The 26,177-nt window shown below is 54.3% G+C and carries 22 protein-coding genes; 16 read left to right on the top strand and 6 right to left on the bottom strand.

What is annotated here, in order from left to right:
- Positions 1–103: 103 nt before the first annotated feature.
- The 6 genes from dapA to ypfH all read left to right on the top strand — a co-directional run bounded on the left by dapA (position 104) and on the right by ypfH (position 6,653).
- Entirely contained in the window at positions 104–982 is an 879-nt protein-coding gene (dapA, locus tag OGY08_RS06520) for a 4-hydroxy-tetrahydrodipicolinate synthase (RefSeq protein ID WP_003037957.1), read from the top strand.
- A 16-nt stretch (positions 983–998) separates the two neighbouring features.
- Positions 999–2,033 carry an outer membrane protein assembly factor BamC gene (gene bamC, locus OGY08_RS06515; protein ID WP_003835088.1) on the top strand — a complete coding sequence of 345 codons (1,035 nt, stop codon included), beginning with the start codon at positions 999–1,001 and terminating at the stop codon, positions 2,031–2,033.
- 111 nt (positions 2,034–2,144) lie between these two features.
- Positions 2,145–2,858, top strand: a complete 714-nt coding sequence (gene purC / locus OGY08_RS06510) for a phosphoribosylaminoimidazolesuccinocarboxamide synthase (RefSeq protein ID WP_003835086.1) — start codon at positions 2,145–2,147, stop codon at positions 2,856–2,858.
- Positions 2,859–2,986: 128 nt separating this feature from the next.
- Entirely contained in the window at positions 2,987–3,850 is an 864-nt protein-coding gene (gene ypfJ, locus OGY08_RS06505) for a KPN_02809 family neutral zinc metallopeptidase (protein ID WP_032944186.1), read from the top strand.
- Between the two features lie 15 nt (positions 3,851–3,865).
- Positions 3,866–5,881, top strand: coding sequence for a tRNA(Met) cytidine acetyltransferase TmcA (locus OGY08_RS06500; RefSeq protein WP_125363145.1), 2,016 nt, complete (start codon positions 3,866–3,868; stop codon positions 5,879–5,881).
- Positions 5,882–5,954: 73 nt separating this feature from the next.
- Positions 5,955–6,653, top strand: coding sequence for an esterase (ypfH, locus tag OGY08_RS06495; RefSeq protein WP_057066931.1), 699 nt, complete (start codon positions 5,955–5,957; stop codon positions 6,651–6,653).
- A 103-nt stretch (positions 6,654–6,756) separates the two neighbouring features.
- Here ypfH and OGY08_RS06490 read toward each other — a convergent pair whose 3' ends face one another.
- From OGY08_RS06490 to OGY08_RS06480, 3 genes are read right to left on the bottom strand one after another with little or no spacing between them, the layout of a single operon-like run.
- On the bottom strand, positions 6,757–6,957 hold the full coding sequence (locus tag OGY08_RS06490; protein ID WP_003835080.1) for a YpfN family protein: 201 nt from the start codon (positions 6,955–6,957) through the stop codon (positions 6,757–6,759).
- A gap of 27 nt (positions 6,958–6,984) precedes the next feature.
- Positions 6,985–8,112 (bottom strand): succinyl-diaminopimelate desuccinylase, encoded by a 1,128-nt coding sequence (dapE, locus tag OGY08_RS06485; RefSeq protein ID WP_003037976.1) that lies wholly within the window; start codon positions 8,110–8,112, stop codon positions 6,985–6,987.
- 3 nt (positions 8,113–8,115) lie between these two features.
- Positions 8,116–8,472: an ArsC family reductase gene (locus OGY08_RS06480; protein WP_003835078.1), complete on the bottom strand. Its 357-nt coding sequence runs from the start codon at positions 8,470–8,472 to the stop codon at positions 8,116–8,118.
- Positions 8,473–8,861: 389 nt separating this feature from the next.
- On the opposite strand from OGY08_RS06480, the gene ypfM reads away from it, so the two are divergent.
- Complete coding sequence (gene ypfM / locus OGY08_RS06475) at positions 8,862–8,921, top strand: protein YpfM (RefSeq protein ID WP_001386977.1); 60 nt, start codon at positions 8,862–8,864, stop codon at positions 8,919–8,921.
- A gap of 75 nt (positions 8,922–8,996) precedes the next feature.
- On the opposite strand, the gene acrD is transcribed toward ypfM, so the two are convergent.
- Positions 8,997–12,110 (bottom strand): multidrug efflux RND transporter permease AcrD, encoded by a 3,114-nt coding sequence (gene acrD, locus OGY08_RS06470; protein ID WP_008785430.1) that lies wholly within the window; start codon positions 12,108–12,110, stop codon positions 8,997–8,999.
- A 184-nt stretch (positions 12,111–12,294) separates the two neighbouring features.
- Positions 12,295–13,992, bottom strand: a complete 1,698-nt coding sequence (narQ, locus tag OGY08_RS06465) for a nitrate/nitrite two-component system sensor histidine kinase NarQ (RefSeq protein ID WP_032944178.1) — start codon at positions 13,990–13,992, stop codon at positions 12,295–12,297.
- A 260-nt stretch (positions 13,993–14,252) separates the two neighbouring features.
- Between narQ and aegA the strand changes: the two genes are divergently transcribed.
- The 3 genes from aegA (at position 14,253) to OGY08_RS06450 (ending at position 18,131) form a co-directional block, all read left to right on the top strand.
- The gene (aegA, locus tag OGY08_RS06460; protein ID WP_071446825.1) at positions 14,253–16,232 is read left to right on the top strand and encodes a formate-dependent uric acid utilization protein AegA; all 1,980 of its coding nucleotides are present in this window, start codon (positions 14,253–14,255) and stop codon (positions 16,230–16,232) included.
- 156 nt (positions 16,233–16,388) lie between these two features.
- A complete protein-coding gene (gene nudK / locus OGY08_RS06455; RefSeq protein WP_008785426.1) occupies positions 16,389–16,964 on the top strand; it encodes a GDP-mannose pyrophosphatase NudK in 576 nt (191 codons plus the stop codon).
- A gap of 123 nt (positions 16,965–17,087) precedes the next feature.
- Positions 17,088–18,131, top strand: coding sequence for a DUF1176 domain-containing protein (locus tag OGY08_RS06450; RefSeq protein WP_071446858.1), 1,044 nt, complete (start codon positions 17,088–17,090; stop codon positions 18,129–18,131).
- Here the strand turns inward: OGY08_RS06450 and tkt are convergent.
- On the bottom strand, positions 18,121–20,115 hold the full coding sequence (gene tkt, locus OGY08_RS06445) for a transketolase (RefSeq protein ID WP_003835065.1): 1,995 nt from the start codon (positions 20,113–20,115) through the stop codon (positions 18,121–18,123). The genes OGY08_RS06450 and tkt overlap by 11 nt on opposite strands.
- Before the next feature lie 280 nt (positions 20,116–20,395).
- Between tkt and maeB the strand changes: the two genes are divergently transcribed.
- The 6 genes from maeB to pta all read left to right on the top strand — a co-directional run bounded on the left by maeB (position 20,396) and on the right by pta (position 26,165).
- A complete protein-coding gene (gene maeB, locus OGY08_RS06440; protein ID WP_071446824.1) occupies positions 20,396–22,675 on the top strand; it encodes an NADP-dependent oxaloacetate-decarboxylating malate dehydrogenase in 2,280 nt (759 codons plus the stop codon).
- A 160-nt stretch (positions 22,676–22,835) separates the two neighbouring features.
- Positions 22,836–23,171 carry an ethanolamine utilization microcompartment protein EutS gene (eutS, locus tag OGY08_RS06435; protein ID WP_003037995.1) on the top strand — a complete coding sequence of 112 codons (336 nt, stop codon included), beginning with the start codon at positions 22,836–22,838 and terminating at the stop codon, positions 23,169–23,171.
- Between the two features lie 12 nt (positions 23,172–23,183).
- Complete coding sequence (gene eutP / locus OGY08_RS06430; RefSeq protein ID WP_003037998.1) at positions 23,184–23,663, top strand: ethanolamine utilization acetate kinase EutP; 480 nt, start codon at positions 23,184–23,186, stop codon at positions 23,661–23,663.
- Positions 23,641–24,339, top strand: coding sequence for an ethanolamine utilization acetate kinase EutQ (eutQ, locus tag OGY08_RS06425; protein WP_071446823.1), 699 nt, complete (start codon positions 23,641–23,643; stop codon positions 24,337–24,339). Before eutP ends, eutQ begins: the two co-directional genes overlap by 23 nt.
- Positions 24,340–24,348: 9 nt before the next feature.
- Positions 24,349–25,152: an ethanolamine utilization cob(I)yrinic acid a,c-diamide adenosyltransferase EutT gene (gene eutT, locus OGY08_RS06420; RefSeq protein ID WP_003835057.1), complete on the top strand. Its 804-nt coding sequence runs from the start codon at positions 24,349–24,351 to the stop codon at positions 25,150–25,152.
- Complete coding sequence (gene pta / locus OGY08_RS06415; protein ID WP_032944169.1) at positions 25,149–26,165, top strand: phosphate acetyltransferase; 1,017 nt, start codon at positions 25,149–25,151, stop codon at positions 26,163–26,165. The genes eutT and pta overlap by 4 nt, the downstream gene beginning before the upstream one ends.
- Positions 26,166–26,177: the final 12 nt, after the last annotated feature.

Here is a 26,177-nt window from a genome sequence, read left to right as displayed (position 1 = left end):
ATAAAAAAAACATGCATACAACAATCAGAACGGCTCTGGTCGCTTGCTTTTATTGTCGTACCAAACGTACCATTGAGACACTTGTTTGCACAGAGGATGGCCCATGTTCACGGGAAGTATTGTCGCGCTTGTTACGCCGATGGATGAGAAAGGTAAAGTCTGCCGGTCGAGCCTGAAAAAACTGATTGATTATCATGTCGCCAGCGGCACCTCGGCGATCGTTTCTGTTGGCACCACCGGTGAGTCCGCCACCCTGAGTCATGATGAACATGGCGATGTGGTGATGATGACGCTGGAACTGGCTGACGGGCGTATTCCGGTGATTGCCGGAACCGGCGCCAATGCGACCGCGGAAGCCATTAGTCTGACGCAGCGTTTCAACGACAGCGGTGTTGTCGGCTGCCTGACGGTGACGCCTTACTACAACCGCCCAACCCAGGAAGGTTTGTTCCAGCATTTCAAAGCCATCGCTGAGCATACTGACCTGCCGCAAATTCTGTATAATGTGCCGTCCCGTACTGGCTGCGATATGCTGCCGGAAACCGTTGGTCGTCTGGCGAAAGTTAAAAATATTATCGCTATTAAAGAGGCCACGGGGAACTTAAGTCGCGTTCACCAGATCAAAGAGCTGGTTTCGGACGACTTTATTCTGCTCAGCGGTGATGACGCGACCGGACTGGATTTTATGCAGCTCGGTGGTCATGGCGTGATTTCCGTAACGTCTAACGTTGCGGCACGTGATATGGCTGAAATGTGCAAACTGGCGGCAGCCGGGCAATTTGCCGAGGCGCGGGTGATTAACCAGCGTCTGATGCCGTTACACAACAAACTATTTGTCGAACCCAATCCTATCCCCGTGAAATGGGCGTGTAAGGAGTTGGGACTTGTGGCGACCGATACGCTACGTCTGCCGATGACGCCAATTACGGACAATGCTCGTGAAATCGTCAAAGCGGCGCTTAAGCATGCCGGTTTGCTGTAAAGTTTAGGGAGATTTGATGGCTTACTCAGTACAAAAGTCGCGCCTGGCCAAGGTTGCGGGTGTTTCGCTTGTTATGTTGCTCGCGGCCTGTAGCTCTGACTCGCGCTATAAGCGCCAGGTGAGCGGTGATGAATCCTATCTGGAGGCCGCACCGCTTGCTGAGCTTCATGCTCCAGCTGGGATGATTTTGCCGGTTATGTCGGGCGACTATAATATCCCGGTAACCAACGGCAGTGGTGCCGTGGGTAAAGCGCTGGATATTCGTCCACCGGCTCAGCCGTTAGCATTAGTCACCGGTGCTCGCACACAGATCGCGGGTGATACGTCGACATTACTGGTGGAAAACGGTCGTGGCAACACACTGTGGCCGCAGGTCGTTAGCGTCATTCAGTCTAAAAACTACACGATCACCAAACGTGATGATGCCAGCCAGACGTTGACCACCGACTGGGTTGACTGGAACCGTCTGGATGAAGACGAGCAGTACCGTGGACGTTATCAAATCTCGGTTAAACCGCAGGGCTATCAGCAAGCGGTAACGGTGAAACTGGTTAACCTCGAGCAGGCGGGTAAACCCGTAGCCGATGCGGCATCAATGCAGCGCTACAGCGCTGAGATGATGAACGTTATCTCTGCTGGTCTGGATAAAAACGCCACCGACGCCGCGAATGCCGCGCAGAACCGCTCTGCAGCCACCATGGATGTTCAGAGCGCCGCCGATGACACAGGTTTACCAATGCTGGTGGTACGTGGGCCGTTCAACGTGGTGTGGCAGCGTCTGCCGGCAGCGCTTGAGAAAGTGGGGATGAAGGTAACCGACAGCACCCGTTCTCAGGGCAGCATCGCGGTGACCTACAAACCACTGTCCGATAGCAACTGGCAGGAGTTGGGCGCAAGCGATCCGGGTCTGGTATCCGGCGACTATAAACTGCAGGTCGGTGATTTAGACAACCGCAGCAGCTTGCAGTTTATCGATCCGAAGGGGCATACCCTGACGCAAAGCCAGAACGACGCGCTGGTCGCCGTCTTCCAGGCAGCGTTCAGTAAGTAAAAATAAAGGGCTGGATAACTCCAGCCCTTTTTTTCTGATATGATACGCAAACGTGTGCGTCGGCAGAAAAACGCAATATTTATCGTTAATTCACACCCAGGAGTAATAAAGATGCAAAAGCAAGCTGAGTTGTATCGTGGTAAAGCGAAGACCGTATACAGCACGGAAAACCCGGACCTGTTGGTGCTCGAATTCCGCAATGATACGTCAGCAGGGGATGGCGCGCGCATTGAACAGTTTGACCGTAAAGGCATGGTGAACAACAAATTCAACCATTTCATTATGACTAAACTGCAAGAAGCGGGTATTCCTACCCAGATGGAGCGACTGCTTTCTGATACCGAATGTCTGGTGAAAAAACTGGAGATGGTACCGGTTGAATGTGTGGTACGTAACCGCGCGGCAGGCTCTCTGGTTAAGCGTTTAGGCGTTGAGGAAGGTATTGAGCTGAATCCGCCGCTGTTTGATCTGTTCCTGAAAAACGATGCTATGCACGATCCAATGATTAACGATTCCTATTGCGAAACTTTTGGTTGGGTGAGCAAAGAGAATCTGGCACGTATGAAAGAGCTGACCTACAAAGCTAACGACGTGCTGAAAAAGATGTTTGATGATGCTGGTCTGATTCTGGTCGACTTCAAACTTGAGTTTGGTTTGTATAAAGGTGAAGTGGTTCTGGGTGATGAATTCTCACCGGACGGTAGCCGCCTGTGGGACAAAGAAACGCTGGATAAAATGGACAAAGATCGCTTCCGCCAGAGTCTGGGCGGCCTGATCGAAGCCTATGAAGCCGTCGCGCATCGCCTGGGTGTGAAGTTAGACTAATCTTCCCCTGAGCCGGCGATCGCTCTCCGGCTCATTAACCCCACCTGATTTGATTACTATTTCTTATGGTAATCCTGTTCCGAACCGCCTACGATCATCATCATAATGAATAAAAAGTTGAGGTGATTATGCGCTGGCAAGGGCGTCGTGAAAGTGACAACGTGGAAGACAGACGAAACAGCTCTGGCGGCCCCTCTATGGGTGGGCCTGGTTTTCGTCTGCCCAGTGGTAAAGGCGGCATCATCCTGCTGATTGTAGTGCTGGTGGCGGGTTATTATGGCGTGGATCTCACCGGGCTAATGACTGGCCAGCCGGTCTCCCAACAGCAATCATCACGCTCCATCAGCCCAAACGATGATGAAGCGGCAAAATTTACCTCGGTGATTCTGGCTACAACAGAAGATACCTGGGGACAGCAGTTTGAAAAAATGGGCCGCACCTACCAACAGCCGAAGCTGGTGATGTACCGGGGCGCGACGCGTACCGGCTGCGGCGCGGGTCAGTCCGTGATGGGACCGTTTTATTGCCCGGCAGATGGTACGGTTTACATCGACCTTTCATTCTATGACGACATGAAAAACAAGCTGGGCGCCGATGGTGATTTTGCTCAGGGCTATGTTATCGCCCATGAAGTGGGTCACCACGTGCAGAAACTGCTGGGCATTGAACCTAAAGTTCGTCAGATGCAGCAGAATGCCTCACAGGCAGAAGTGAACCGTCTTTCCGTTCGAATGGAACTGCAGGCAGACTGCTTTGCCGGTGTCTGGGGCCACAGCATGCAGCAGCAGGGCGTACTGGAGTCTGGTGACCTGGAAGAGGCACTGAATGCCGCACAGGCTATTGGTGACGATCGTCTGCAACAGCAGGGACAAGGACGCGTCGTGCCGGACAGCTTTACTCACGGAACCTCTGAACAGCGTTTTACCTGGTTCAAACGCGGCTTTGACAGCGGCGATCCGGGGCAATGTAATACTTTTGGTAAAGGTATTTAAGATACTGAGGCAGGGATGTCCGATAACACGGCGCTGAGCGCGTTAACCGAACAAATGACCCACGAAGGGATCCGTCGTCTGCTGATTATCAGCGGCGAGGATAACTGGTGTCAGGAACAGGCATTAGCGCTACGTAGCACGTTACCCGGCGACTGGCTGTGGGTAGGGGAGCAAGCCCCTACCGAGCCGTGCTGTACGCCGCAGGCGCTAAAAACATTATTAGGGCGCGAGTTTCGTCATGCGGTTTTTGACGCCAGGCAAGGTTTTGACGCTGCGGCGTTTGCCGCCTTAAGCGGCACACTGCTTGCTGGCAGTTGGCTGGTTTTGCTGACCCCACCCTGGCATTCCTGGCACACGCATCCGGACGCGGATTCACTACGCTGGAGCGATTGTGCTGAACCTATCCCTACACCGCACTTTATTGAACACGTCAAACGGGTGATTTCCCGCGATAGACAGGCTCTGCACTGGCAGCAGCATCAGCCGGTTTCCTGTCCGCACTTTCCTGCTCGCGCTGCCTGGCACGCGGCAACCGGCGAACCCCAGCCAGAACAGGCGATGGTATTAAATCAATTACTGGCTATGCCTCCCGGTGTGGTTGCGGTGACGGCCGCACGGGGTCGGGGCAAGTCCGCTCTGGCAGGGCAACTCATAGCGCGGATTAATGGCACTGCGATTGTGACAGCGCCTGCCAAAGCGGCAACCGATGTGCTGGCGCAATTTGCCGGAGAGCGTTACCGTTTTATGGCCCCGGATGCGCTGTTAAGCAGTTCTGCAATCGCAGACTGGCTGATTGTGGATGAAGCCGCCGCGATCCCCGCGCCGCTGCTGCATCAACTGGTGGCGTGTTTTCCTCGTACGCTGTTAACCACTACAGTACAAGGCTACGAGGGAACGGGTCGAGGCTTCTTGCTGAAATTCTGTGCCCGCTTCCCCAATCTTCAACGCTATGAGTTGCAGCAACCGGTACGCTGGGCGCAGGGATGTCCGCTGGAGCAAATCGTCAGCGATGTGCTGGTGTTTGATGATGAAACGTTCACGCATGCCCCATTGGGGGAGCTTCACTTCTCGGCATTTGAGCAACAGTCCTGGCATGTTAATCCGGCGCTGCCGTTAGCGGTATACCAGCTGCTTTCTGGAGCGCATTATCGCACCTCGCCATTGGACCTGCGGCGGATGATGGACGCGCCTGGTCAGCATTTTCTTCAGGCATCAACCGCTGACTCAGTGGCGGGGGCTGTCTGGTTGGTCGATGAAGGGGGACTATCCGCGGAATTAAGCCAGGCCGTCTGGGCCGGGTATCGTCGACCGAGAGGGAATCTGGTTGCGCAGTCGCTGGCGGCGCACGGTGGTGACCCGTTGGCGGCGACGCTTGTCGGGCGACGGGTCAGTCGAATTGCGGTTCATCCTGCTCGCCAGCGAGAAGGTATCGGACAGCAGTTGATTATGCAGGCCCTGCGTTATTCCATGCAGTGTGATTATCTGTCCGTCAGCTTTGGTTATACGGCTGAACTATGGCGTTTCTGGCAACGCTGCGGTTTTGTGCTGGTGCGAATGGGAAATCATCGGGAAGCCAGCAGCGGCTGTTATACCGCCATGGCGTTACTTCCCATTAGCGAAGCGGGGAAACGCCTTGCCGAGCGGGAGCACCAGCATTTGCGCCGTGATGCGGAAATCCTTGCGCGATGGAACGGTGAGAGCATTCCGCTGGTCCCGCTGAAAGAGACTACGCTTAATGAGGATGACTGGGCTGAGCTGGCTGGGTTTGCCTTCGCGCATCGGCCATTATTGACGTCGCTAGGCTGTCTGAGTCGTCTGCTTGAGCACAGTGAGTTACCTCTTCCGGCCTTGCGCGGACGCATCCAGGCTAAACGTAGCGACGCCGAATTGTGCCAACAGCTCAAGATTTCTGGTCGTAAAGCGTTGCTGGTCATTCAGCGCGCCGAAGCGGCACAGGCATTAAATCAGCTGGATGCAGAGCGTGAACAGCGGCTACATAATCGCATTATGCAATGGCAATTTTTTCACTAACTTCTTCAATTTCCTGGCATGGTCATTGCGGTTAAGCGGCGTAGAATGATTCTCATCAGTTAAGGAGATCGCCATGAAACATGACCATTTTGTTGTTCAAAGTCCCGATAAACCCGCTCAACAGCTACTGCTGCTGTTTCATGGCGTCGGCGATAACCCGGTTGCCATGGGCGAAATCGGCTCCTGGTTTGCGCCGCTGTTTCCGGATGCGCTAATCGTTAGCATTGGTGGAGCAGAGCCTTACGGAACGACGTCCGGACGTCAGTGGTTTTCGGTGCAGGGCGTAACAGAAGAGAATCGTCAGGAACGTGTTGACGCCATTATGCCGGTGTTTATCGAAACCGTGCGCTACTGGCAGAAGCAAAGCGGCGTTTCGCCGCAGGCAACCGCGCTGATTGGTTTTTCTCAGGGTTCAATTATGTCACTTGAGAGCATCAAAGCTGAGCCGGGGCTGGCATCGCGGGTCATCGCCTTCAATGGCCGCTATGCCACCTTGCCAGAGGCTGCAACCACCGCGACGACGGTGCATTTGATTCACGGTGGCGAAGACCGGGTAATTGAGTTATCTCATGCCGTTGCCGCGCAGGAAGCGTTAATTCGCGCCGGTGGGGATGTGACGCTGGATATCGTCGAAAATCTGGGGCACGCCATTGATGAACGCAGCATGCAGTTTGCGCTCGATCATCTGCGTTTTACCGTACCGAAGCACTACTTTGATGAAGCGCTGAGCGGCGGTAAGCCTCACGATGATGATGTGATTGCCATGATCTGATTGATCACCGTAGGCCGGATAAAACGCGAAGCGTTGCCATCCGGCACGTAATGCCCGGTGGCGCTAACGCTTACCGGGCCTACGGGAATTATCTGCCTACTAATTATTTCTTCGGTTGGTCCTTATTCGGCCAATCGTCGTCGTCATCCCATTTATCGTTAAAGTCACGATGCGGGGGAAGCTCCGGCTTGTTGGCAAGAAATTTCTTGTGATCGACGCGCTTGAGATCTTTAATCACGTTCAGCAGCACGCCTACCAGAAACACCAACACCAGAATCCACCAATATTTTGCCAGCCAGTCCATGCTCATTTCCTCTTACAGGAACACTCATCAGGCGACGAGTTGCTCCATGATACGTTGATACATACGGGCAAGCAGCTGCAGGTCGGCGGCATTAACACATTCATTAATTTTATGAATAGTGGCGTTGACCGGCCCAAGTTCTACTACCTGCGCCCCCATGCGGGCAATAAAACGCCCGTCGGACGTCCCGCCTGTAGTCAGTAACTGCGGTTTAATCTCATTATAGTGCTCAATGGCGTTCACCACTGCATCCACCAGTTTACCGCGTTCGGTCAGGAACGGCTGACCGGAAAGCCACCAGTCGACGGTATAACGCAGCTGATGTTTCTCCAGCAGCGCGTGAACCCGTGCTTTAATCATCTCATCGGTCAGCTCAGTGCTGAAACGGAAGTTGAACTGGATAAACAGTTCTCCAGGGATAACGTTGTTGCTTCCGGTTCCAGCCTGAATATTGGCAATCTGCATGCTGGTCGCCGGGAAGAATTCGTTACCCTGATCCCACTCGATCGCCACCAGTTCGTTGAGCATGGGGGCCGCGCGGTGTACCGGGTTATCGGCCAGATGCGGATAGGCTACGTGGCCCTGCACGCCGTGAATGGTCAGGTTGCAGGTCAGTGAACCACGACGTCCATTTTTCACCACGTCGCCAACGATTTCCGTGCTGGATGGCTCACCCACCAGGCAATAATCCAGTCGTTCATTACGCGCCATCAGCGCTTCAACCACCTTCACGGTGCCGTTTTTGGCGCTGGCTTCTTCGTCAGACGTTATCAAAAAGGCCAGACGACCCTGATGGTTTGGATGCTGGGCGACAAAACGTTCTGCGGCCACGACCATCGCCGCCAGTGAACCCTTCATATCGGCAGCGCCACGCCCGAACAACATGCCATCGCGAATGGTCGGTTCGAACGGTGGATTGATCCAGCGATCGACATCGCCGGCAGGCACTACGTCGGTGTGACCGGCAAATGCCAGGGTCTCACCTTTACCGCGCCATGCCCAAAAATTCTGTGTGTCACCAAAGTCCATTCGCTCAACGGTAAAACCTACCGCACGCAGGCGTTCAATCATTAACGCCTGGCACCCGGCATCATCCGGGCTCAGGGAAGGACGGCGAATAAGCTGCTGTGTCAGCTCAATGACCGGGCACGACATAGACTACACCTCATTAAAAAACAGAGTATAACTGGATTCACTGAAACCAAGCAGCATAGGCTTACCCGGCGCGCAGAGCAATGGGCGTTTGATAATTGCTGGCATTTCAATCATCAACGCGGCGGCGGAAGCCGCATCGGTGATTTGACTGCGCGTGGATTCATCGAGTTTACGCCAGGTGGTTCCACGCGTATTGAGCAGCGCCTCCCAACCTAATTCGCTGATAAAGGACTGTAATAGCGTGTTGTCCAGACCGTCGACGCGATAATCATGAAAGCGGTAGTCAATACCTTGAGCCTCCAACCAGCGTCTGGCTTTTTTAATCGTGTCGCAATTCTTAATGCCGTAAAGGGTGATCATTTGAATCCTTATTGACGTAACTTGAATATTTATTCTTTTATTCTGTGGCAATGAATAATACATATTGTCATTCAATCGTTATAGAAAAATATAACATTGTTGAACAACAGTGAATAATGATTCCTGAAAGCTCCAAAAAATACCGTATAACTAAAAATCAGAATCTGCCTGTTTGCATCAGACTGTTTTTCCATCAGAATTGCAAAAGTAGTAGATGATGTATGAATATTTCAAAATATTGCAGTAAGTCACATAAAATTTATGGGTATAGCGCATAGTGATCACATAAACCCCAAACACTGGAGGAATCAATCGCAACCATCGGTTAAATTGCCTTCTTTTAATGATGATGATTTCGTAGAATGCCCATAATAATAAGAGAGGTTGTTATGATTGAACGTGAACTGGGGAACTGGAAAGACTTTATCGAAGTGATGCTTCGTAAATAATTTTCTGGAAGAAATTCATATCCTGTAAAGGATAAAAAAAGGCGACTCAACGTAAGTCGCCTTTTTTGTGTCCGATTATTCTGGGCGTGGCTTCAATGGGAAGCGTCTGCGCACCAGCACAAAGAACAGGGGAACGAAGTAAATCGCCAGAATAGTGGCTGAAATCATCCCGCCCATTACGCCTGTCCCCACCGCATGTTGACCGCCAGAACCAGCGCCACTGCTGATGGTCATCGGCAGCACCCCGAAGATAAACGCCAGTGACGTCATCAGAATTGGGCGTAAACGTTGGCGACAAGCATGGAGCGTGGCGTCGAGCAGATCGTGTCCTTTCTCGTTCATCTCATTGGCGAATTCAACAATCAATATTGCGTTCTTCGCCGATAGCCCGATCACGGTAAGTAACCCGACCTGGAAATAAACATCGTTTTCCAGGCCGCGCATCCAGGTCGCCAGTAGCGCGCCAATAACCCCCAATGGCACGACCAGCATGACGGAGAAGGGTACCGACCAGCTTTCGTACAGTGCCGCCAGACACAGGAACACGACCAGCAAAGAAATGGCGTACAGGGCAGGGGCCTGAGAGCCCGATAGCCGTTCCTGATAAGACATCGCAGTCCATTCGAGGCCAAACCCTGTCGGTAACTGGCGCACCAGCGATTCCATCACGTCCATTGCCGTACCGGTACTGACGCCCGGCGCAGCTTCGCCGACAATCTCGACCGCGGAGTAGCCGTTATAGCGTTCCAGACGTGGAGAACCCGTTTCCCAGCGTGAAGTCGCAAAGGCCGAAAAAGGCACCATGCCACCGCTGTTGTTGCGGACGTACCACAAGTTAATGTCGTCCGGGAGCATGCGATATTTTGCTGCCGCCTGCACGTAAACCTTCTTCACGCGGCCCCGGTCCATAAAGTCATTGACGTAGCTGGAACCCCAGGCCGTTTGCAATGTGTCGTTGATGTCGTCGATGGAAACGCCCAGCGCCTGGGCTTTGCGCTGATCGATATCAATTTGCAACTGCGGGCTGTCGTCCAGACCGTTATGACGAACGCGGGTCAGGGACGTGTCTTTCCCGGCCAGCTCAATGAGTTTGTCGCGCGCGGCCATTAACGCATCATGGCCCGCACCGGCGTGATCCTGCAGCTCCATATCGAAACCGGCAGAGCTTCCGAGGCCGCTGATAGCCGGAGGGCTGCTGGCGAAGACGCGGGCTTCTTTAATCTTATTAAAGGCTTTGGTCGCACGTTCGATGATGGCGAAAGAGGTTCCGGTAGTGGTGTCGCGCTCATCCCAGTCTTTTAAGCGGACAAACATACGCGCCACGTTTTGACCGTTCCCGCCAGGGCCAGAACCGACCGTGGAAAAGACTGACATAATGTTGTCTTTCTCATGGGTGAAGTAATACTTCTCCACTTCCTCAACCACTTTCAATGTTTGCTGCTGTGTGGAGCCGCTGGGCAGCTGTACCGAGGTGGTAAACATGCCGCGGTCTTCCAGCGGCAGGAAGGAGGTTGGCAGGCGCAGGAACAGGAAAACCATTCCACCGAGCAGCAGGCCGTAGATCAGTATCCAGCGCAGGCTGCGGTGCAGAATTCTGGCAACGCCTTTTTCGTAGCGCTCGGCGTTGCGATTAAACATCCGGTTAAACCAGCCGAAGAAACCGGTTTGTCCGTGATGCTCGCCCTTATGCAGTGGTTTGAGCAGGGTGGCGCACAGAGCGGGGGTCAGGATCATCGCCACCAGAACAGACAGCACCATGGCGGAGACGATAGTAATCGAGAACTGGCGGTAAATGGCCCCGGTAGTGCCGCCGAAGAAGGCCATCGGGATAAACACCGCTGACAGCACCATGGCGATACCGACCAGCGCACCCTGGATTTGCCCCATCGATTTCCGTGTCGCTTCCCGCGGTGAGAGTCCTTCCTCACTCATAATACGCTCGACGTTTTCCACCACCACAATGGCGTCATCGACCAGCAGACCGATCGCCAGCACCATCGCAAACATCGTCAAGGTGTTTACGCTATAGCCAAAGGCGTAAAGCACGGAGAAGGTACCCATCAGGACGACGGGAACGGCGATGGTGGGAATCAGCGTGGCGCGGAAGTTTTGCAGGAACAGGTACATCACGAGGAATACCAGTGCAATAGCTTCCAGCAGGGTTTTTACCACGTCGATGATTGAGGCTTTGACAAAGGAGGTGGTTTCATAAGCCACCTTATATTCCAGCCCATGCGGAAAATATTGTGACAGCTCGTTCAGACGGTTAATGACCAGCGTTGCTGTCGCCATTTCATTGGCGCCTGAAGCCAGCTTCACGCCCAGGCCGGAGGCAGGATTTCCATTAAAGCGGCTGAGGTAATCATACTTTTCAGCGCCCATTTCGACCGTTGCCACATCGCCCAGTTTAACTTCTGAACCATCCTGGTTGACGCGTAGCGTAATGGCGCGGAATTCATCCGGAGTCTGCAGTAGCGACTGGGCGTTGATCGTCGCGTTCAGCGCCTGCTTGTCCACCGAAGGCGTGCCGCCAAGTTGTCCGACGGCAATCTGTGCATTCTGTGACTCGATAGCGTCGGTCACATCTTTAGCGGTCATCTGGAAACTGTTCAGTTTGGCCGGGTCAAGCCAGATACGCATGGAGTACTGTGAGCCGTAAGCGTCAATATCCCCCACGCCGTTAATACGGCTGAGCGGATCCTGAATGTTACTGGCGACATAGTCGGCGATGTCCTGCTTATCCATTGAGCCATCGGTGGAGACAAAGGCGATAGTCAGAATATTGGTGTCCCCGGTCTTACGCACCGTGACCCCCTGATCCTGTACCGCCTGCGGCAGTTTACGCATTGCCGATTGCAGCTGGTTTTGCACCTGCTGGACGGCCTCGTCAGGATCGGTTCCGGCAACGAAGCTCAACGTAACCGTAGCCTGACCTGTCCCGCTGCTCTGCGATGACATGTACATCAGGTTATCGAGACCGGTCATGTTCTGCTCGATAACCTGGGTGACGGTGTTTTCCAGAGTCTGAGCCGAAGCGCCAGGATAGTTGGCGGTGACCCGCACGTTTGGCGGTGCCAGATCGGGATATTGCTCAACGGGCAGTGAAAAAATAGCCAGGGCTCCTGTCAGGCACAACAGGATAGCTAACACCCAGGCAAAAATGGGGCGATCGATGAAAAAATTCGCCATTAAAAGAGGACCTCGTGTTTCTGCGTATCGTTATGGGTATGGCTTGCTTCACTTTAGCGGCAAGGTACGGGTCAAACGTGGAGAAAAAAAGAAGATAATGTAAATTATCATGCCCGTTTACAGCATACCTTTCGTGCCAACGCCGTCAGGCCTGGATCCAGACCCGACGGCGCTTTGCGGTTCTTTACGTTAGCTCACTGTCTGATTCAGCCGAACGGAAACTGATGCTCACCAACGTTCCCCCTCCGGAAGGTTGAGAGAAGGTCAACGTGCCGCTCAGTCTTTCCGCCCGCTCACGCATAATATTGAGTCCATAGTGCCCTGCAGGCTCATGCGGCTCGCCAATGCCGATGCCGTTATCGCGGATATAAACCGTGTGGTTGCCGTCCGGAGCCGTTACGCAGCTGACGGCAATTTCGCTCGCACTGGCATGCTTAATGGCGTTCAGCACCGCTTCGCGGATGATCTGCAACAGGTGCACCTGCATTTGCGCATCCAACGCCAGCGTGGGTAACCGACAGTCGAGTGTGAGTTTAGCTGAGGTTTGATTTTGCAGCGTTTCCAGCATTTCATGCAGGGCGGAGGGTAAGTCTGCCTGCTGTAAGGTCAGACGGAAGGTGGTGAGCAGTTCGCGTAGCTGACGGTAGGCATCGTTCAGCGCCTGGGAGAAATCCGCCATAATGCTTTGCGCCGGGGCGTTATCCTCCGGGATTGAACGTTTAAGCAACGTGAGCTGAATGCGTAAATAAGAGAGCACCTGCGCCAGCGAGTCGTGCAGCTCGCGTGCAATCGTCGCTCGCTCCTCCATTAACAACAGCTGCTGAAAATGTTTTTGCGCCTGGTTGAAGTACAACCCGCGTCCCAGCATCGAGGAGACGCTGTTGAGCAGCGGAGTAGAAGCATTGACGTTTGGACTTTGCCAGTGCAGTTCGCCGTAGACGGTTTCCTGCATGGTGACAGGCAGGATCTGCATCGGTAGCTCGAGGCTTTTAGTCCCTTCGCTAATCCGCCAGTTATCACCGACGGTGAGTTCAAGGAAATACGCGGCGTCATGTTCGCGGACGATCTGTAAAATATGGCGGAAGCAGTGCACGTCAATCTGGCTGGTATTTAACGCCTGGGAGCACTGATACAACACCTCCAGACGGCGATTGGCTTCGTGCAGATCGTGAGTTTTCTCGGCCACAGACGCTTCCAGCGAACGATACAGCTTGTGTAATTCACTCGACATCTGGCTAAACGTTTTGCCCAGCAATCCCAGTTCATTAGGCAAACCGGTATCCAGCGGTGGGATATCAAATTGACCGTGTTCAATTTGCTGACTGGCCATCACCAGTTTATTCAGCGGACGCACCACCTGCTGGCGAATGCGCCGCAGGGTAAAGAAGACGAGGGTGAATATGCCGATCCCGCCCGCCAGCGAGATGCCAAATACCAGCATTACTTTACGCTCGGCATAATGCTGCAACGCCAGCACGAAGAGATCGATCTGATCGACGTAGTTGTTGATGTTGGCCTGGTACCATTTTAAATCGCCGTCGATCAGGCGGGCGTTCATTTCCAGCCAGTTAGCATGCAGACGTCCATAGCGGCTTTTTACCGCTTGTGGCACATACCACGCGTTCAGATTCTGTAATGCTGGCGAGTTTAGCGCCTGCTGGAAAAGCTGGCGGTGGGCGTTAAGCTGCGGGCTCTGGCTTTGTAGATCGTAACCCAGACGGTAGCTTTGCATGCGCAATGAGCCTGCAACGTTGATGGCTTCCGCATCTCGCAAGCTGCTGGTCAGCGTGAGCAGCGCAATACCCGTTGAGAGAATCGACAGCATCACTATGTAGAAAAAAGCTTTAGCCAGACTGGCCGAGACCGGACGCTTTACCGTCACTTGTGCATCCTCACACAATACACGTCGCGCCTGAAAACAGCGTGAACGATGCGGTGTATTTGATAAATGTTAATAAAACGCCATGAAACTGGATGGTAACTGAAACACAATTTCATATGCGATGAAATAAATTGATCTGCCACAGGTTCTGGATAAATAGTTGTGCTTCCTGGGCAAATGAACATTGCCGCTTCCTTCCGTGTCGGTTAATAACACTCTTATAAAGAATAAGGTTTTTGCAACCAAAAAAGAAGGAAGCCATGAATCGTTTTATTATGGTCAATAGCCAGCAGTGCCTGGGATGCCATGCCTGTGAGGTCGCCTGCGTCATGGCTCACAATGGCGAACAGCATGTCCTGAGCCAACGGCATTTTCAGCCCCGAATTACCGTCATTAAGCATCAGCAGCAGCGCAGCGCGGTGACCTGCCACCACTGCGAAGATGCACCCTGCGCCAGAAGTTGCCCAAACGGGGCAATTAGCCATGATAACGACAGCGTTCAGGTGAACCCGCAAAAGTGTATTGGCTGTAAATCGTGCGTTGTAGCCTGTCCTTTCGGCACGATGCAGATCGTACTCACTCCCGTCGCCAAAGGGAAGGTGAAAGCTACCGCGCACAAATGCGATCTGTGTCAGGGGCGTGAACAGGGACCCGCCTGCGTAGAGAACTGTCCGGCGCAGGCGTTACAGCTGGTGACGGAAAATTCGCTTACCGGTCTGTCAAAAGCGCGCAGGCTGCGTACCGCAAGTCTGGAAAGCCAGCCATGGCATGCCAGCACTACCGATTTTGTTCCACATGTCATCACTAAACGTGAGCAAATGCAGGCGACGCCTGCGCGCGGGGAGCCGGATAAACTGGCGATTGAGGCCCGGAAAACCAGCTTTGAAGAGATCTATCTGCCGTTTCGTACGGCGCAGGCGGAGCGCGAGGCCTCTCGCTGCCTGAAATGCGGCGACCACAGTATTTGCGAATGGACCTGTCCACTGCATAACCACATTCCGCAGTGGATTGAACTGGTCAAAGCCGGGAATATCGACGCGGCGGTTGAGCTTTCTCACCAGACCAACTGCCTGCCGGAGGTGACCGGACGCGTATGCCCGCAGGATCGACTCTGCGAAGGGGCATGCACGGTGCGTAGCGAGCATGGCGCAGTCACCATCGGTAATATTGAGCGTTACATCTCCGATCGGGCGCTGAGTAAAGGATGGCGACCGGACTTAAGCCATGTGCAGAAAGTGGACAAGCGTGTTGCCATCATCGGTGCGGGTCCTGCGGGTCTGGCCTGTGCGGATGTGCTGGCGCGCAGCGGTATCAGCGCCACCGTCTACGATCGCCATCCCGAAATTGGCGGTTTGCTGACGTTTGGTATTCCGGCCTTCAAGCTGGACAAATCGCTGCTGGCGCGCCGCCGTGAAATCTTCAGCGCCATGGGTATTCATTTTGAACTTAACTGTGAAGTGGGTAAGGATGTCGCGCTTGAAAAGCTGCTGGAGGATTACGATGCCGTGTTCGTGGGCGTAGGAACCTATCGTTCCATGAAGGCGGACCTGCCAAATGAAGACGCGCCAGGCGTGTATGATGCGCTGCCGTTCCTGATTGCCAACACCAAGCAGGTGATGGGGCTGGAGGAACTGCCTGAAGAACCGTTTATCGACACCGCCGGACTAAACGTGGTTGTGCTGGGCGGAGGCGATACGGCAATGGACTGTGTGCGAACCGCCCTGCGTCATGGCGCAAGCCAGGTGACCTGCGCCTATCGTCGTGATGAAGCCAACATGCCCGGCTCGAAAAAAGAGGTGAAGAACGCCCGGGAAGAGGGGGCAAATTTCGAGTTTAATGTTCAGCCGGTTGAGCTGGTGTTGCATGCCGATGGGCGAGTCAGCGGTGTGCGTTTCTTACGTACTCAACTTGGCGAACCTGATGCGCAGGGCCGTCGCCGCCCGGTTCCCATTGCCGGGAGTGAGTTTGTGATGCCCGCAGATGCGGTGATTATGGCGTTTGGTTTTCACCCACACGGCATGCCGTGGCTGGAGTCGCATGGCGTTAAGGTCGATAACTGGGGGCGCATTGCCGCCGATGTTGAAAGTGCATACCGTTATCAAACCAGTAACCCGAAAATCTTTGCCGGTGGTGACGCGGTACGCGGTGCAGACCTGGTGGTTACGGCTATGGCGGAAGGGCGGCACGCCGCCCAGGGGATCGTCGACTGGCTGGGCGTAAAATCAGTCAAATCTCATTAATCGGCGAGTAGGCCGGATAAAACGCGTTAGCGTTGCCATCCGGCGATGTGCCGCATGAATGCCTGATGGCGCTTTGCTTATCAGGCCTACATTGTTCCAAGACAAACCCGGTTTCACGGCGTAGTATTATTTCTCACTTCTTGCTGTGGAGCCGGTATGTCGCAAAAAATTACCCTCATCAAAGATAAAGTCCTTTCCGATAACTACTTCGTCCTGCGCAATATCACTTATGACCTGACCCGTAAGAATGGAGAGGTGATCCGTCACAAACGTGAGGTTTACGATCGTGGCAACGGTGCCACAATCCTGCTGTATAACCCGGAGAAGAAAACGGTGGTGCTCATCCGCCAGTTTCGCGTTGCGACATGGGTCAACGGTAACGAAGACGGTCAACTGATTGAAACCTGCGCCGGGCTGCTGGATAACGACGAACCGGAAGCATGTATTCGAAAAGAGGCGATTGAAGAGACCGGCTTTGAAGTGGGTGAAGTACGTAAACTGTTTGAGCTATACATGTCGCCGGGCGGTGTGACGGAAATAATCCACTTCTTCATCGCGCAATACCGTGACAGTCAGCGGACAAACGCGGGTGGCGGCGTGGAAGATGAAGATATTGAAGTTCTGGAACTGCCGTTCACACAGGCGCTGGAAATGATCAAAACGGGTGAGATCCGTGACGGTAAAACGGTGCTATTGCTGAACTATTTGCAGTCATCGCATCTCATGGACTAATGCGCGGGATTTATATTTCTTTACAAATTTACGGCCAATCCGACGATTCTTATTGAGCCACATCAGTCGCGCAAGGAAGATACCGCTTAGGCTGTGTGTTTTGACTTCGGGGTTGTACCGTCCATGCGCTATCGCGTTATTCTCCTTTTCCTGCTCGGGTTGCTACCCGCCCGATTGCTGTGGGCTGCGCCCGCGCAACAGGCATTTTCTGACTGGCAGGTAACGTGTAATAACCAAAATTTTTGCGTGGCGCGTAATACCGGAGAGCACCACGGCCTGGTCATGACCTTGAGCCGCAGCGCCGGGGCACATACCGACGCCGTGTTGCGTATTGAGCTGGGCGGGCTGGAATCGTCCAGCGTCAAAGAGAGCGATATTGCGCCGCGTCTGCTGTTGGATGGTGCGCCACTCTCGCTGAGCGGCGAGCACTGGCGCATAACTCCCTGGCAGCTGACGACCGATGATCCCGCCACCATCAGCGCATTTTTACAAACCGTACAGGACGCGAAGGCACTTACCCTGCAAAAAGGTGCGCAAAACCTTTCGCTGGTCGGGCTAAAAGCCGCATTGTTGTTTATCGACGCCCAGCAAAAACGGGTGGGGAGCGAAACCGCATGGATTGAAAAAGGTGACGAGCCTCCGCTCAGCGTACCTCCGGCCCCCGCGCTGAAAGGTGTAGCGGTCATTAATCCAACGCCAACGCCTCTCTCACAGCAGGAGCGCGGTGAACTGCTGGACTATGGTAACTGGCGGATCAACGGTATTCGTTGCTCTATCGATCCGCTGCGTCGCGAGATGCGCGTCACGGCCCTAACAGATGATAAAGCGCTGCTGATGATTGGCTGTGAGGCCGGGGCGTATAACACCATCGATCTGGCGTGGGTGGTTTCACGTACGACTCCGTTGACTTCACGCGCGGTACGGTTAAGCCTGCCGTTTAAAACGGATGCAGAAAGTCGCGATATGGAGCTGACCAACGCTACGTTTGACGAGAAGTCGCGGGAGCTGGTCACCCTCGCTAAAGGACGAGGGTTGGCAGATTGCGGTATCCAGACCCGCTGGCGCTACGACGGTCAACGTTTTCGCCTGGTGCGCTATGCCCAGGAGCCAAGCTGCGATAACTGGCATGGGCCAGATGCCTGGCCCACACTGTGGATCACGCGTTAAGCACCTTGTGCGCTTTGTCGACGATGTTATCTACCGTAAAGCCGAAGAACGGGAACAGTTTGTCCGCTGGAGCCGACTCTCCATAACCCGTCATCCCAACAATTGCCCCTTTCAGCCCGACATATTTGTACCAGTAGTCAGCAATTCCTGCTTCTACCGCCACGCGAGCGCTGACGTTTGCTGGCAGGACCGATTCCCGGTACGCCTCATCCTGGGCGTCAAAGATATCGGTTGAGGGCAGAGAAACCACTCGCACGTTACGACCTTCGCCGGTCAGTTTTTCCGCTGCCAGCAGCGTGATTTCCATTTCTGAACCGGTAGCAATCAAAATAACATCCGGCTTACCGCCGCCATCCTTCAGCACATAGCCGCCGCGGGCAATTTGCTGCACCTGCTCTGGCGTGCGCTCAACCTGTGCCAGATTCTGCCGCGAGAGGATCAGCGCCGTTGGCCCGTCATGACGTTCGACTGCCAGCTTCCAGCCTACTGCCGCCTCCACCTGATCGCACGGTCGCCAGGTACTGAAATTAGGCGTCAGGCGCAGGCTGGCGAGCTGTTCAACGGCCTGGTGCGTAGGACCATCTTCCCCTAGACCAATTGAGTCGTGGGTATAAACCATGATTTGTCGGGCCTTCATCAGCGCCGCCATACGCGCGGCATTTCGGGCATATTCGACAAACATCAGGAACGTGGCGGTGTACGGTACGAAGCCCCCGTGATGGGCGATACCGTTGGCAATCGCGGTCATGCCAAATTCCCGCACGCCGTAGTGGATGTAGTTTCCTGCATGATCCTCTTTAAGAGAGGAGGAGCCTTTCCAGATGGTCAGGTTGCTGGGGGCCAAATCCGCCGATCCGCCAAGCAGCTCTGGCAGTATAGGCCCGTAGGCGTTAAGGGTATTTTGCGAGGCCTTACGGGTGGCGATTTTGGCCGGATTGGCCTGCAGCTCGGTAATATATTTCTGGGTTGTTGCCTCCCACTCTTTCGGCAGCCCACCGCTCATCCGGCGAGAAAACTCTGCCGCCAGTTCCGGGTAGGCTTGTTGGTAAGCTGCGAATTTCTCCTTCCAGCCCTGTTGCGCTTTTTCGCCTTTCTCGCGTGCGTCCCACGCCCGGTAAATCTCTTTGGGGATCTCAAAAGCAGGATGATGCCACCCCAGCTTCTGCCGGGTCAGTGCCACCTCTTCTTCGCCCAGCGCAGCGCCGTGCGCTTCCTCTTTCCCTGCTTTATTTGGTGAGCCAAAACCAATCACCGTGCGGCAGATAATCAGCGATGGTTTATCGGTAACAGCCTGCGCTTCCTGAATGGCTTTTTTCACCGCCTCTGGGTCATGACCGTCAATGTCGTGTACCACATGCCAGTGATAAGCCTCAAAGCGTTTTGCAGTATCGTCGGTAAACCAGCCGTCGGTTTCACCATCAATCGAGATGCCGTTGTGATCGTAGAAGCCAATGAGTTTGCCAAGCCCCAGCGTGCCCGCCAGCGAACAAGCCTCGTGTGAAATACCCTCCATCAGACAGCCGTCGCCCATAAAGACCCAGGTAAAGTGGTTAACAATCTCATGGTCCGGCTGGTTAAACTGCGCTGCCAGCGTACGCTCGGCAATGGCCATGCCGACGGCGTTGGCTAAACCCTGACCCAGCGGTCCTGTCGTGGTTTCCACGCCCGGCGTGTAGCCAATTTCCGGGTGCCCTGGCGTCTTCGAATGGAGCTGACGGAAGTTCTTTAATTCTTCGATCGGCAGGTCGTAACCGGAAAGATGCAACAGGCTGTAAAGCAGCATTGAGGCGTGGCCGTTGGACAGAATAAACCGGTCACGATCGTACCAGGTGGGGTCGGTCGGGTTATGGCGTAGAAAATCGTTCCACAGAACTTCGGCGATATCGGCCATCCCCATTGGTGCTCCAGGGTGGCCGGAGTTAGCTTTTTGGACGGCATCCATACTTAGCGCACGAATGGCATTGGCAAGCTCTTTACGGGTCATAGGAAATACTCCTTGAAAAGTAAAGTGTTAGATGCGTGTTGTGATTCACACTTTTGGGAAAATTGCGGGCGTTGTCAGCAAAAAGCATAGCAGACAGGCATGGTATTGCTGGATTAAGCAGGTAACATGGTTGTTATAAATTGATAACAAATTCTTTCTTTGAATGGTGAGAGTTTGGGGACCTTCAAAGTTTGTACCGTTGACTGAGGTGATAATGTGCGGCTCAGTAGAATGGTTACCCGCGCCACTTTTTTGATAGATACGTGAAAGGAACAACAAGATGGATGACCAGTTAAAACAAAGCGCCCTCGATTTCCACGAATTTCCGGTACCCGGTAAAATCCAGGTTTCTCCGACCAAGCCTCTGGCAACGCAGCGCGACCTGGCGCTGGCCTACTCGCCGGGCGTGGCTGCACCGTGTCTTGAAATTGAAAAGGATCCGCTGGCAGCCTACAAATACACCGCGCGCGGCAACCTGGTTGCGGTTATTTCCAACGGCACAGCGGTGCTGGGCCTTGGCAACATTGGCGCGTTGGCCGGCAAACCGGTGATGGAAGGTAAAGGCGTTCTGTTTAAGAAATTCGCCGGGATCGACGTGTTCGACATTGAAGTCGATGAACTCGATCCGGATAAGTTTATCAATGTGGTTGCGGCCCTGGAGCCCACGTTTGGCGGTATCAACCTCGAAGATATTAAAGCGCCAGAGTGCTTCTACATTGAGCAAAAACTGCGCGAGCGCATGAATATTCCGGTCTTCCACGATGATCAGCACGGTACGGCAATCATCAGTACTGCCGCTATTCTGAACGGTCTGCGGGTGGTTGAGAAAAATATCTCTGACGTGCGCATGGTGGTGTCTGGTGCAGGTGCGGCGGCGATTGCCTGTATGAACCTGCTGGTAGCGCTGGGTATGCAGAAACACAATATTGTGGTCTGTGACTCCAAAGGTGTGATTTACAAAGACCGCGAACCGAACATGGCGGAAACCAAAGCGGCTTATGCGGTGGTGGATGACGGTAAGCGTACGCTAGATGATGTCATTGACGGCGCAGATATTTTCCTCGGCTGCTCGGGCCCGAAAGTGCTGACGCAGGAAATGGTTAAGAAGATGGCGCGTGCGCCAATGATTCTGGCACTCGCCAACCCGGAGCCGGAAATCCTGCCGCCGCTGGCAAAAGAGGTGCGTTCCGACGCTATCATCTGTACCGGTCGTTCAGACTACCCGAACCAGGTTAACAACGTCCTGTGCTTCCCGTTCATCTTCCGCGGTGCGCTGGACGTTGGTGCGACGGCCATCAACGAACAGATGAAACTGGCGGCGGTGCACGCGATTGCTGAGCTGGCGCATGCTGAGCAGAGTGAAGTGGTGGCCTCTGCTTATGGCGATCAGGACCTGAGCTTCGGCCCGGAATACATCATTCCGAAACCGTTCGACCCGCGTCTGATCGTCAAAATCGCCCCCGCGGTGGCGAAAGCGGCGATGGACTCCGGCGTGGCAACGCGTCCGATTGCCGACTTTGACGCTTACATCGATAAGCTGACTGAATTCGTCTACAAAACCAACCTGTTCATGAAGCCGATTTTCTCCCTGGCACGCAAAGCGCCGAAGCGCGTGGTGCTGACCGAAGGGGAAGAAGCGCGCGTACTGCACGCTACCCAGGAGCTGATCACGTTAGGGCTGGCAAAACCGATCCTGATCGGTCGTCCTAGCGTGATCGAGATGCGCATCCAGAAACTGGGTCTGCAGATCAAAGCGGGCGTCGATTTTGAAATCGTCAACAATGAGTCCGATCCGCGCTTTAAAGAGTACTGGAGCGAGTACTACCAGATTATGAAGCGTCGTGGGATTACCCAGGAGCAGGCGCAGCGTGCGGTGATCGCCAACACTACGGTGATCGGCGCAATCATGGTACAGCGCGGCGAAGCGGATGCGATGATCTGCGGTACGATTGGCGACTACCATGAACACTTCAGCGTGGTAAAAGAGGTGTTTGGTCATCGCGACGGCGTGCATACTGCCGGGGCGATGAACGCCTTGCTGCTGCCAAGCGGTAACACCTTTATCGCCGATACCTACGTCAACGACGATCCTACGCCTGAGCAACTGGCGGAAATCGCCGTGATGGCGGCAGAGACCGTGCGTCGCTTTGGTATCGAACCGAAGGTGGCGTTGCTGTCGCACTCCAACTTTGGTTCCTCTAACTGTCCGTCGGCCAGCAAAATGCGCGACGCGCTGGAGCTGATTAAGGCGCGCGCGCCAGAGTTGATGATTGACGGCGAAATGCACGGCGACGCCGCGCTGGTGGAAAGCATCCGTAATGACCGCATGCCGGACAGTCCGTTGAAAGGCTCAGCGAATATTCTGGTGATGCCGAATATGGAAGCTGCCCGTATTAGTTACAACTTACTACGCGTTTCCAGTTCTGAAGGCGTAACGGTTGGCCCGGTGCTGATGGGGGTTGCGAAACCGGTTCACGTATTAACGCCGATCGCCTCTGTTCGTCGTATCGTTAATATGGTGGCGCTGGCGGTTGTAGAAGCCCAAACGCAGCCGCTGTAATTTCACTTTAATTTATTTCCGGCGCGGCTTTCTCCCGCGCCTTTTTATTTTCCCTTTCTTAGTGATCTACTTCACCTTTTAAACCTGGTTGCCGAATTTTGTTATTTACTCTGACAAAAAATTGCCACGATGAGGGCAGTTTTAGCGGAGGCGGTGAGCAATGGAAAAAGAACGCATTATTCAGGAATTTGTGCCGGGGAAACAGGTCACGCTGGCGCATCTCATTGCGCACCCCGGCGAGGAATTAGCGAAAAAGATCGGCGTACCCGAAGCGGGCGCTATCGGCATCATGACGCTGACGCCAGGCGAAACCGCGATGATTGCCGGTGACTTAGCCATGAAGGCGGCGGATGTACATATCGGTTTTCTCGATAGATTCAGCGGCGCACTGGTGATCTACGGTTCGGTAGGCGCAGTAGAAGAAGCGTTATTACAGACGGTAAGTGGTCTGGGTCGATTATTAAATTTCACTTTGTGCAACCTGACAAAAAGTTAATCAGAGGCGGCGATGAAACGTATTGCATTTGTCGGTACGGTGGGGGCGGGGAAAACAACGCTCTTTAATGCGCTACAGGGGAATTATTCCCTCGCCAGAAAAACACAGGCCGTGGAGTTTAATGAAAATGGCGATATCGATACGCCAGGGGAATATTTTAGCCATCCGCGCTGGTATCACGCCTTAATTACCACGCTGCAGGATGTCGATACGTTGATTTATATACACGCGGCAAATGATAAAGAAAGTCGCTTACCTGCCGGGCTGTTGGATATCGGCGCCAGTAAACGACAAATCGCCGTTATCAGTAAAACGGACATGCCGGATGCCGACGTCGCCGCAACGCGACAACTACTTCGCGGGATGGGGTTTCAGGAGCCGATTTTTGAGCTCAATAGCCATGACCCGCGCAGCGTGCAGCACCTGGTGGATTATCTGACTGAGCTCAGCCAAAAGGAGGAAAGGGCAGGTGAAAAAACTCATCACAGCTAACGATATTCGTGCGGCCCACGCACGCGGCGAACAGGAAATGTCTGTTGTTCTGCGCGCCAGCATCATCACCCCGGAGGCGCGCGAAGTTGCGGAGCTGCTGGGTGTTACCATCAGTGAATGCGATGAATCCGCGCCAACTGCTGCTGTACCGGCGGCGGTTGATGATGGCAAAACGGAAAGCCAGCGCATTCGCGAAACCATCATTGCGCAGTTACCGGAAGGGCAGTTTACCGAAAGCCTGGTCGCCCAGCTGATGGACAAAGTTATGAAGGAGAAGCAGTCGCTGGAGCAGGGCGGAATGCAGCCGAGTTTTAGCTCGGTAACCGGCAAAGGCGGCGTCAAAGTCATCGACGGCAGCAGCGTGAGGTTTGGTCGTTTTGACGGCGCGCAGCCGCACTGCGTGGGCTTAACCGATCTGGTGACCGACCAGGACGGTAGCAGCATGGCCGCCGGGTTCATGCAGTGGGATAACGCTTTTTTCCCATGGACGCTGAACTACGACGAAATCGACATGATTCTGGAAGGCGAGCTGCACGTTCGCCACGAAGGCGAAACCATGATTGCAAAAGCCGGGGACGTCATGTTTATCCCGAAAGGTTCCAGCATCGAATTTGGTACGCCATCGACGGTGAAGTTTCTGTATGTGGCCTGGCCTGCGAACTGGCAGTCCTGCTAAGGCGGATGTATGAAGGATTTCATTACCGAAGCATGGCTCAGAGCGAATCATACGCTCAGCGAAGGGGCTGAAATTCATCTCCCCGCTGACGCTCGCCTGACGCCGTCTGCCCGGGAATTACTGGAAAGCCGACATCTGCGTATTAAGTTTATCGACGAGCAGGGCAGCCTGTTTATTGATGACGAAGAACAGCAGCCGCAGCCGGTGCATGGATTAACCAGCAGCGATACGCATCCACAGGCCAGCTGCGAACTGTGCCATCAACCGGTGGCGAAGAAACCGGACACCCTGACGCATCTGACGGCGGACAAGATGGTCGCCAAAAGTGACCCTCGGCTGGGATTTCGCGCCGCGCTGGACAGCACCATCGCCCTGGCTGTGTGGTTGCAGATTGAGATGGCAGAACCGTGGCAGCCGTGGCTGGCGGATATCCGCTCGCGCCTGGGCAATATTATGCGCGCTGACGCCATGGATGAGCCGCTGGCAGCACAAGCTGTCGTGGGTTTAAGTGACGAAGATTTACACCGTCTTTCGCATCAACCGCTGCGCTATCTGGACCACGACCATCTGGTGCCTGAAGCCAGCCACGGACGTGATTGCGCGCTGCTTAATCTGCTGCGTACCAAAGTCCGTGAAACGGAGACGGTGGCGGCCCAGGTGTTCATCACTCGCAGTTTTGAGGTTATGCGACCGGACATTATGCAGGCGCTCAACCGCCTTTCCAGTACGGTCTACGTGATGATGATTCTGAGCGTTGCGAAGCATCCGTTGACGGTTAACCAAATTCAACAGCGACTGGGGGAGAAGCAATGATCATTGAACGTGCTCGTCAACTCGCCCAACGCTCACCGGCACGGGTGGTGTTCCCGGATGCGCTGGATGTCCGGGTGCTGAAGGCGGCGAATTACCTGCATCAGCACGGTCTGGCACATCCCATTCTCGTCGCCAGTCCGTTTGCGCTGCGCCAGTTTGCCCTCAGCCACCGGGTGGCAATGGATGGCATTCAGGTTATCGATCCGCAAAGCAATCAGCCAATGCGCGAAGAGTTTGCGCTGCGCTGGCTGGCTCGCGCGGGAGATAAAACGCCTGCGGATGCGCTGGAAAAACTCAACGATCCGCTGATGTTCGCCGCTGCAATGGTCAGCGCGGGTAAAGCTGACGTCTGTATTGCGGGCAATCTCTCATCAACAGCGAACGTGCTGCGTGCCGGATTACGCATTATCGGGCTACAGCCTGGCTGTAAAACGCTGTCGTCAATTTTCCTGATGCTGCCGCAGTACCTTGGTCCGTCATTAGGTTTTGCCGATTGCAGCGTCGTGCCGCAGCCCACCGCTGCACAGTTGGCGGATATTGCGATTGCCAGCGCGCAGACATGGCAGGCGATCACTGGTGAAGAGCCGCGCGTGGCTATGCTGTCGTTTTCAAGTAATGGCAGTGCTCGCCATCCTAACGTCGCTAACGTGCAGCAGGCGACCGAGATCGTTCGTGAGCGTGCCCCGCAGCTTACCGTGGACGGAGAACTGCAATTTGATGCCGCCTTTGTTCCGGATGTCGCAGCGCAAAAAGCGCCCGCCAGTCCGTTAAAGGGCAATGCCAATGTGATGGTCTTCCCATCGCTCGAGGCAGGCAATATTGGCTACAAAATCGCTCAGCGTCTGGGAGGGTATCGTGCAGTAGGTCCGTTGATTCAAGGGCTTGCCGCACCGCTTCATGATCTCTCTCGTGGCTGTAGCGTACAGGAAATTATCGAACTGGCGTTGGTGGCAGCAGTGCCGCGCCAGACTGACGTGAGTCGTGAAAACGCCTCACAAACACTGGTTGTTTAGGTCCCGTTCTGG

The sequence above is a fragment of the Citrobacter sp. Cpo069 genome, assembly GCF_030332785.1.
Taxonomy (GTDB): Bacteria; Pseudomonadota; Gammaproteobacteria; order Enterobacterales; family Enterobacteriaceae; genus Citrobacter; species Citrobacter portucalensis.
The sequence above is the reverse complement of the archived record's forward strand: the minus strand, read 5'-3'. Positions and strand labels throughout refer to the sequence as shown.

What these genes read in the sequence shown, in the direction of transcription:
- dapA (WP_003037957.1), top strand. Translation starts at nt 104, where the DNA reads ATGTTCACGGGAAGTATTGTCGCGCTTGTTACGCCGATGGATGAGAAA.
- bamC (WP_003835088.1), top strand. Translation starts at nt 999, where the DNA reads ATGGCTTACTCAGTACAAAAGTCGCGCCTGGCCAAGGTTGCGGGTGTT.
- purC (WP_003835086.1), top strand. Translation starts at nt 2,145, where the DNA reads ATGCAAAAGCAAGCTGAGTTGTATCGTGGTAAAGCGAAGACCGTATAC.
- ypfJ (WP_032944186.1), top strand. Translation starts at nt 2,987, where the DNA reads ATGCGCTGGCAAGGGCGTCGTGAAAGTGACAACGTGGAAGACAGACGA.
- OGY08_RS06500 (WP_125363145.1), top strand. Translation starts at nt 3,866, where the DNA reads ATGTCCGATAACACGGCGCTGAGCGCGTTAACCGAACAAATGACCCAC.
- ypfH (WP_057066931.1), top strand. Translation starts at nt 5,955, where the DNA reads ATGAAACATGACCATTTTGTTGTTCAAAGTCCCGATAAACCCGCTCAA.
- OGY08_RS06490 (WP_003835080.1), bottom strand. Translation starts at nt 6,957, where the DNA reads ATGGACTGGCTGGCAAAATATTGGTGGATTCTGGTGTTGGTGTTTCTG.
- dapE (WP_003037976.1), bottom strand. Translation starts at nt 8,112, where the DNA reads ATGTCGTGCCCGGTCATTGAGCTGACACAGCAGCTTATTCGCCGTCCT.
- OGY08_RS06480 (WP_003835078.1), bottom strand. Translation starts at nt 8,472, where the DNA reads ATGATCACCCTTTACGGCATTAAGAATTGCGACACGATTAAAAAAGCC.
- acrD (WP_008785430.1), bottom strand. Translation starts at nt 12,110, where the DNA reads ATGGCGAATTTTTTCATCGATCGCCCCATTTTTGCCTGGGTGTTAGCT.
- aegA (WP_071446825.1), top strand. Translation starts at nt 14,253, where the DNA reads ATGAATCGTTTTATTATGGTCAATAGCCAGCAGTGCCTGGGATGCCAT.
- nudK (WP_008785426.1), top strand. Translation starts at nt 16,389, where the DNA reads ATGTCGCAAAAAATTACCCTCATCAAAGATAAAGTCCTTTCCGATAAC.
- OGY08_RS06450 (WP_071446858.1), top strand. Translation starts at nt 17,088, where the DNA reads ATGCGCTATCGCGTTATTCTCCTTTTCCTGCTCGGGTTGCTACCCGCC.
- tkt (WP_003835065.1), bottom strand. Translation starts at nt 20,115, where the DNA reads ATGACCCGTAAAGAGCTTGCCAATGCCATTCGTGCGCTAAGTATGGAT.
- maeB (WP_071446824.1), top strand. Translation starts at nt 20,396, where the DNA reads ATGGATGACCAGTTAAAACAAAGCGCCCTCGATTTCCACGAATTTCCG.
- eutS (WP_003037995.1), top strand. Translation starts at nt 22,836, where the DNA reads ATGGAAAAAGAACGCATTATTCAGGAATTTGTGCCGGGGAAACAGGTC.
- eutP (WP_003037998.1), top strand. Translation starts at nt 23,184, where the DNA reads ATGAAACGTATTGCATTTGTCGGTACGGTGGGGGCGGGGAAAACAACG.
- eutT (WP_003835057.1), top strand. Translation starts at nt 24,349, where the DNA reads ATGAAGGATTTCATTACCGAAGCATGGCTCAGAGCGAATCATACGCTC.
- pta (WP_032944169.1), top strand. Translation starts at nt 25,149, where the DNA reads ATGATCATTGAACGTGCTCGTCAACTCGCCCAACGCTCACCGGCACGG.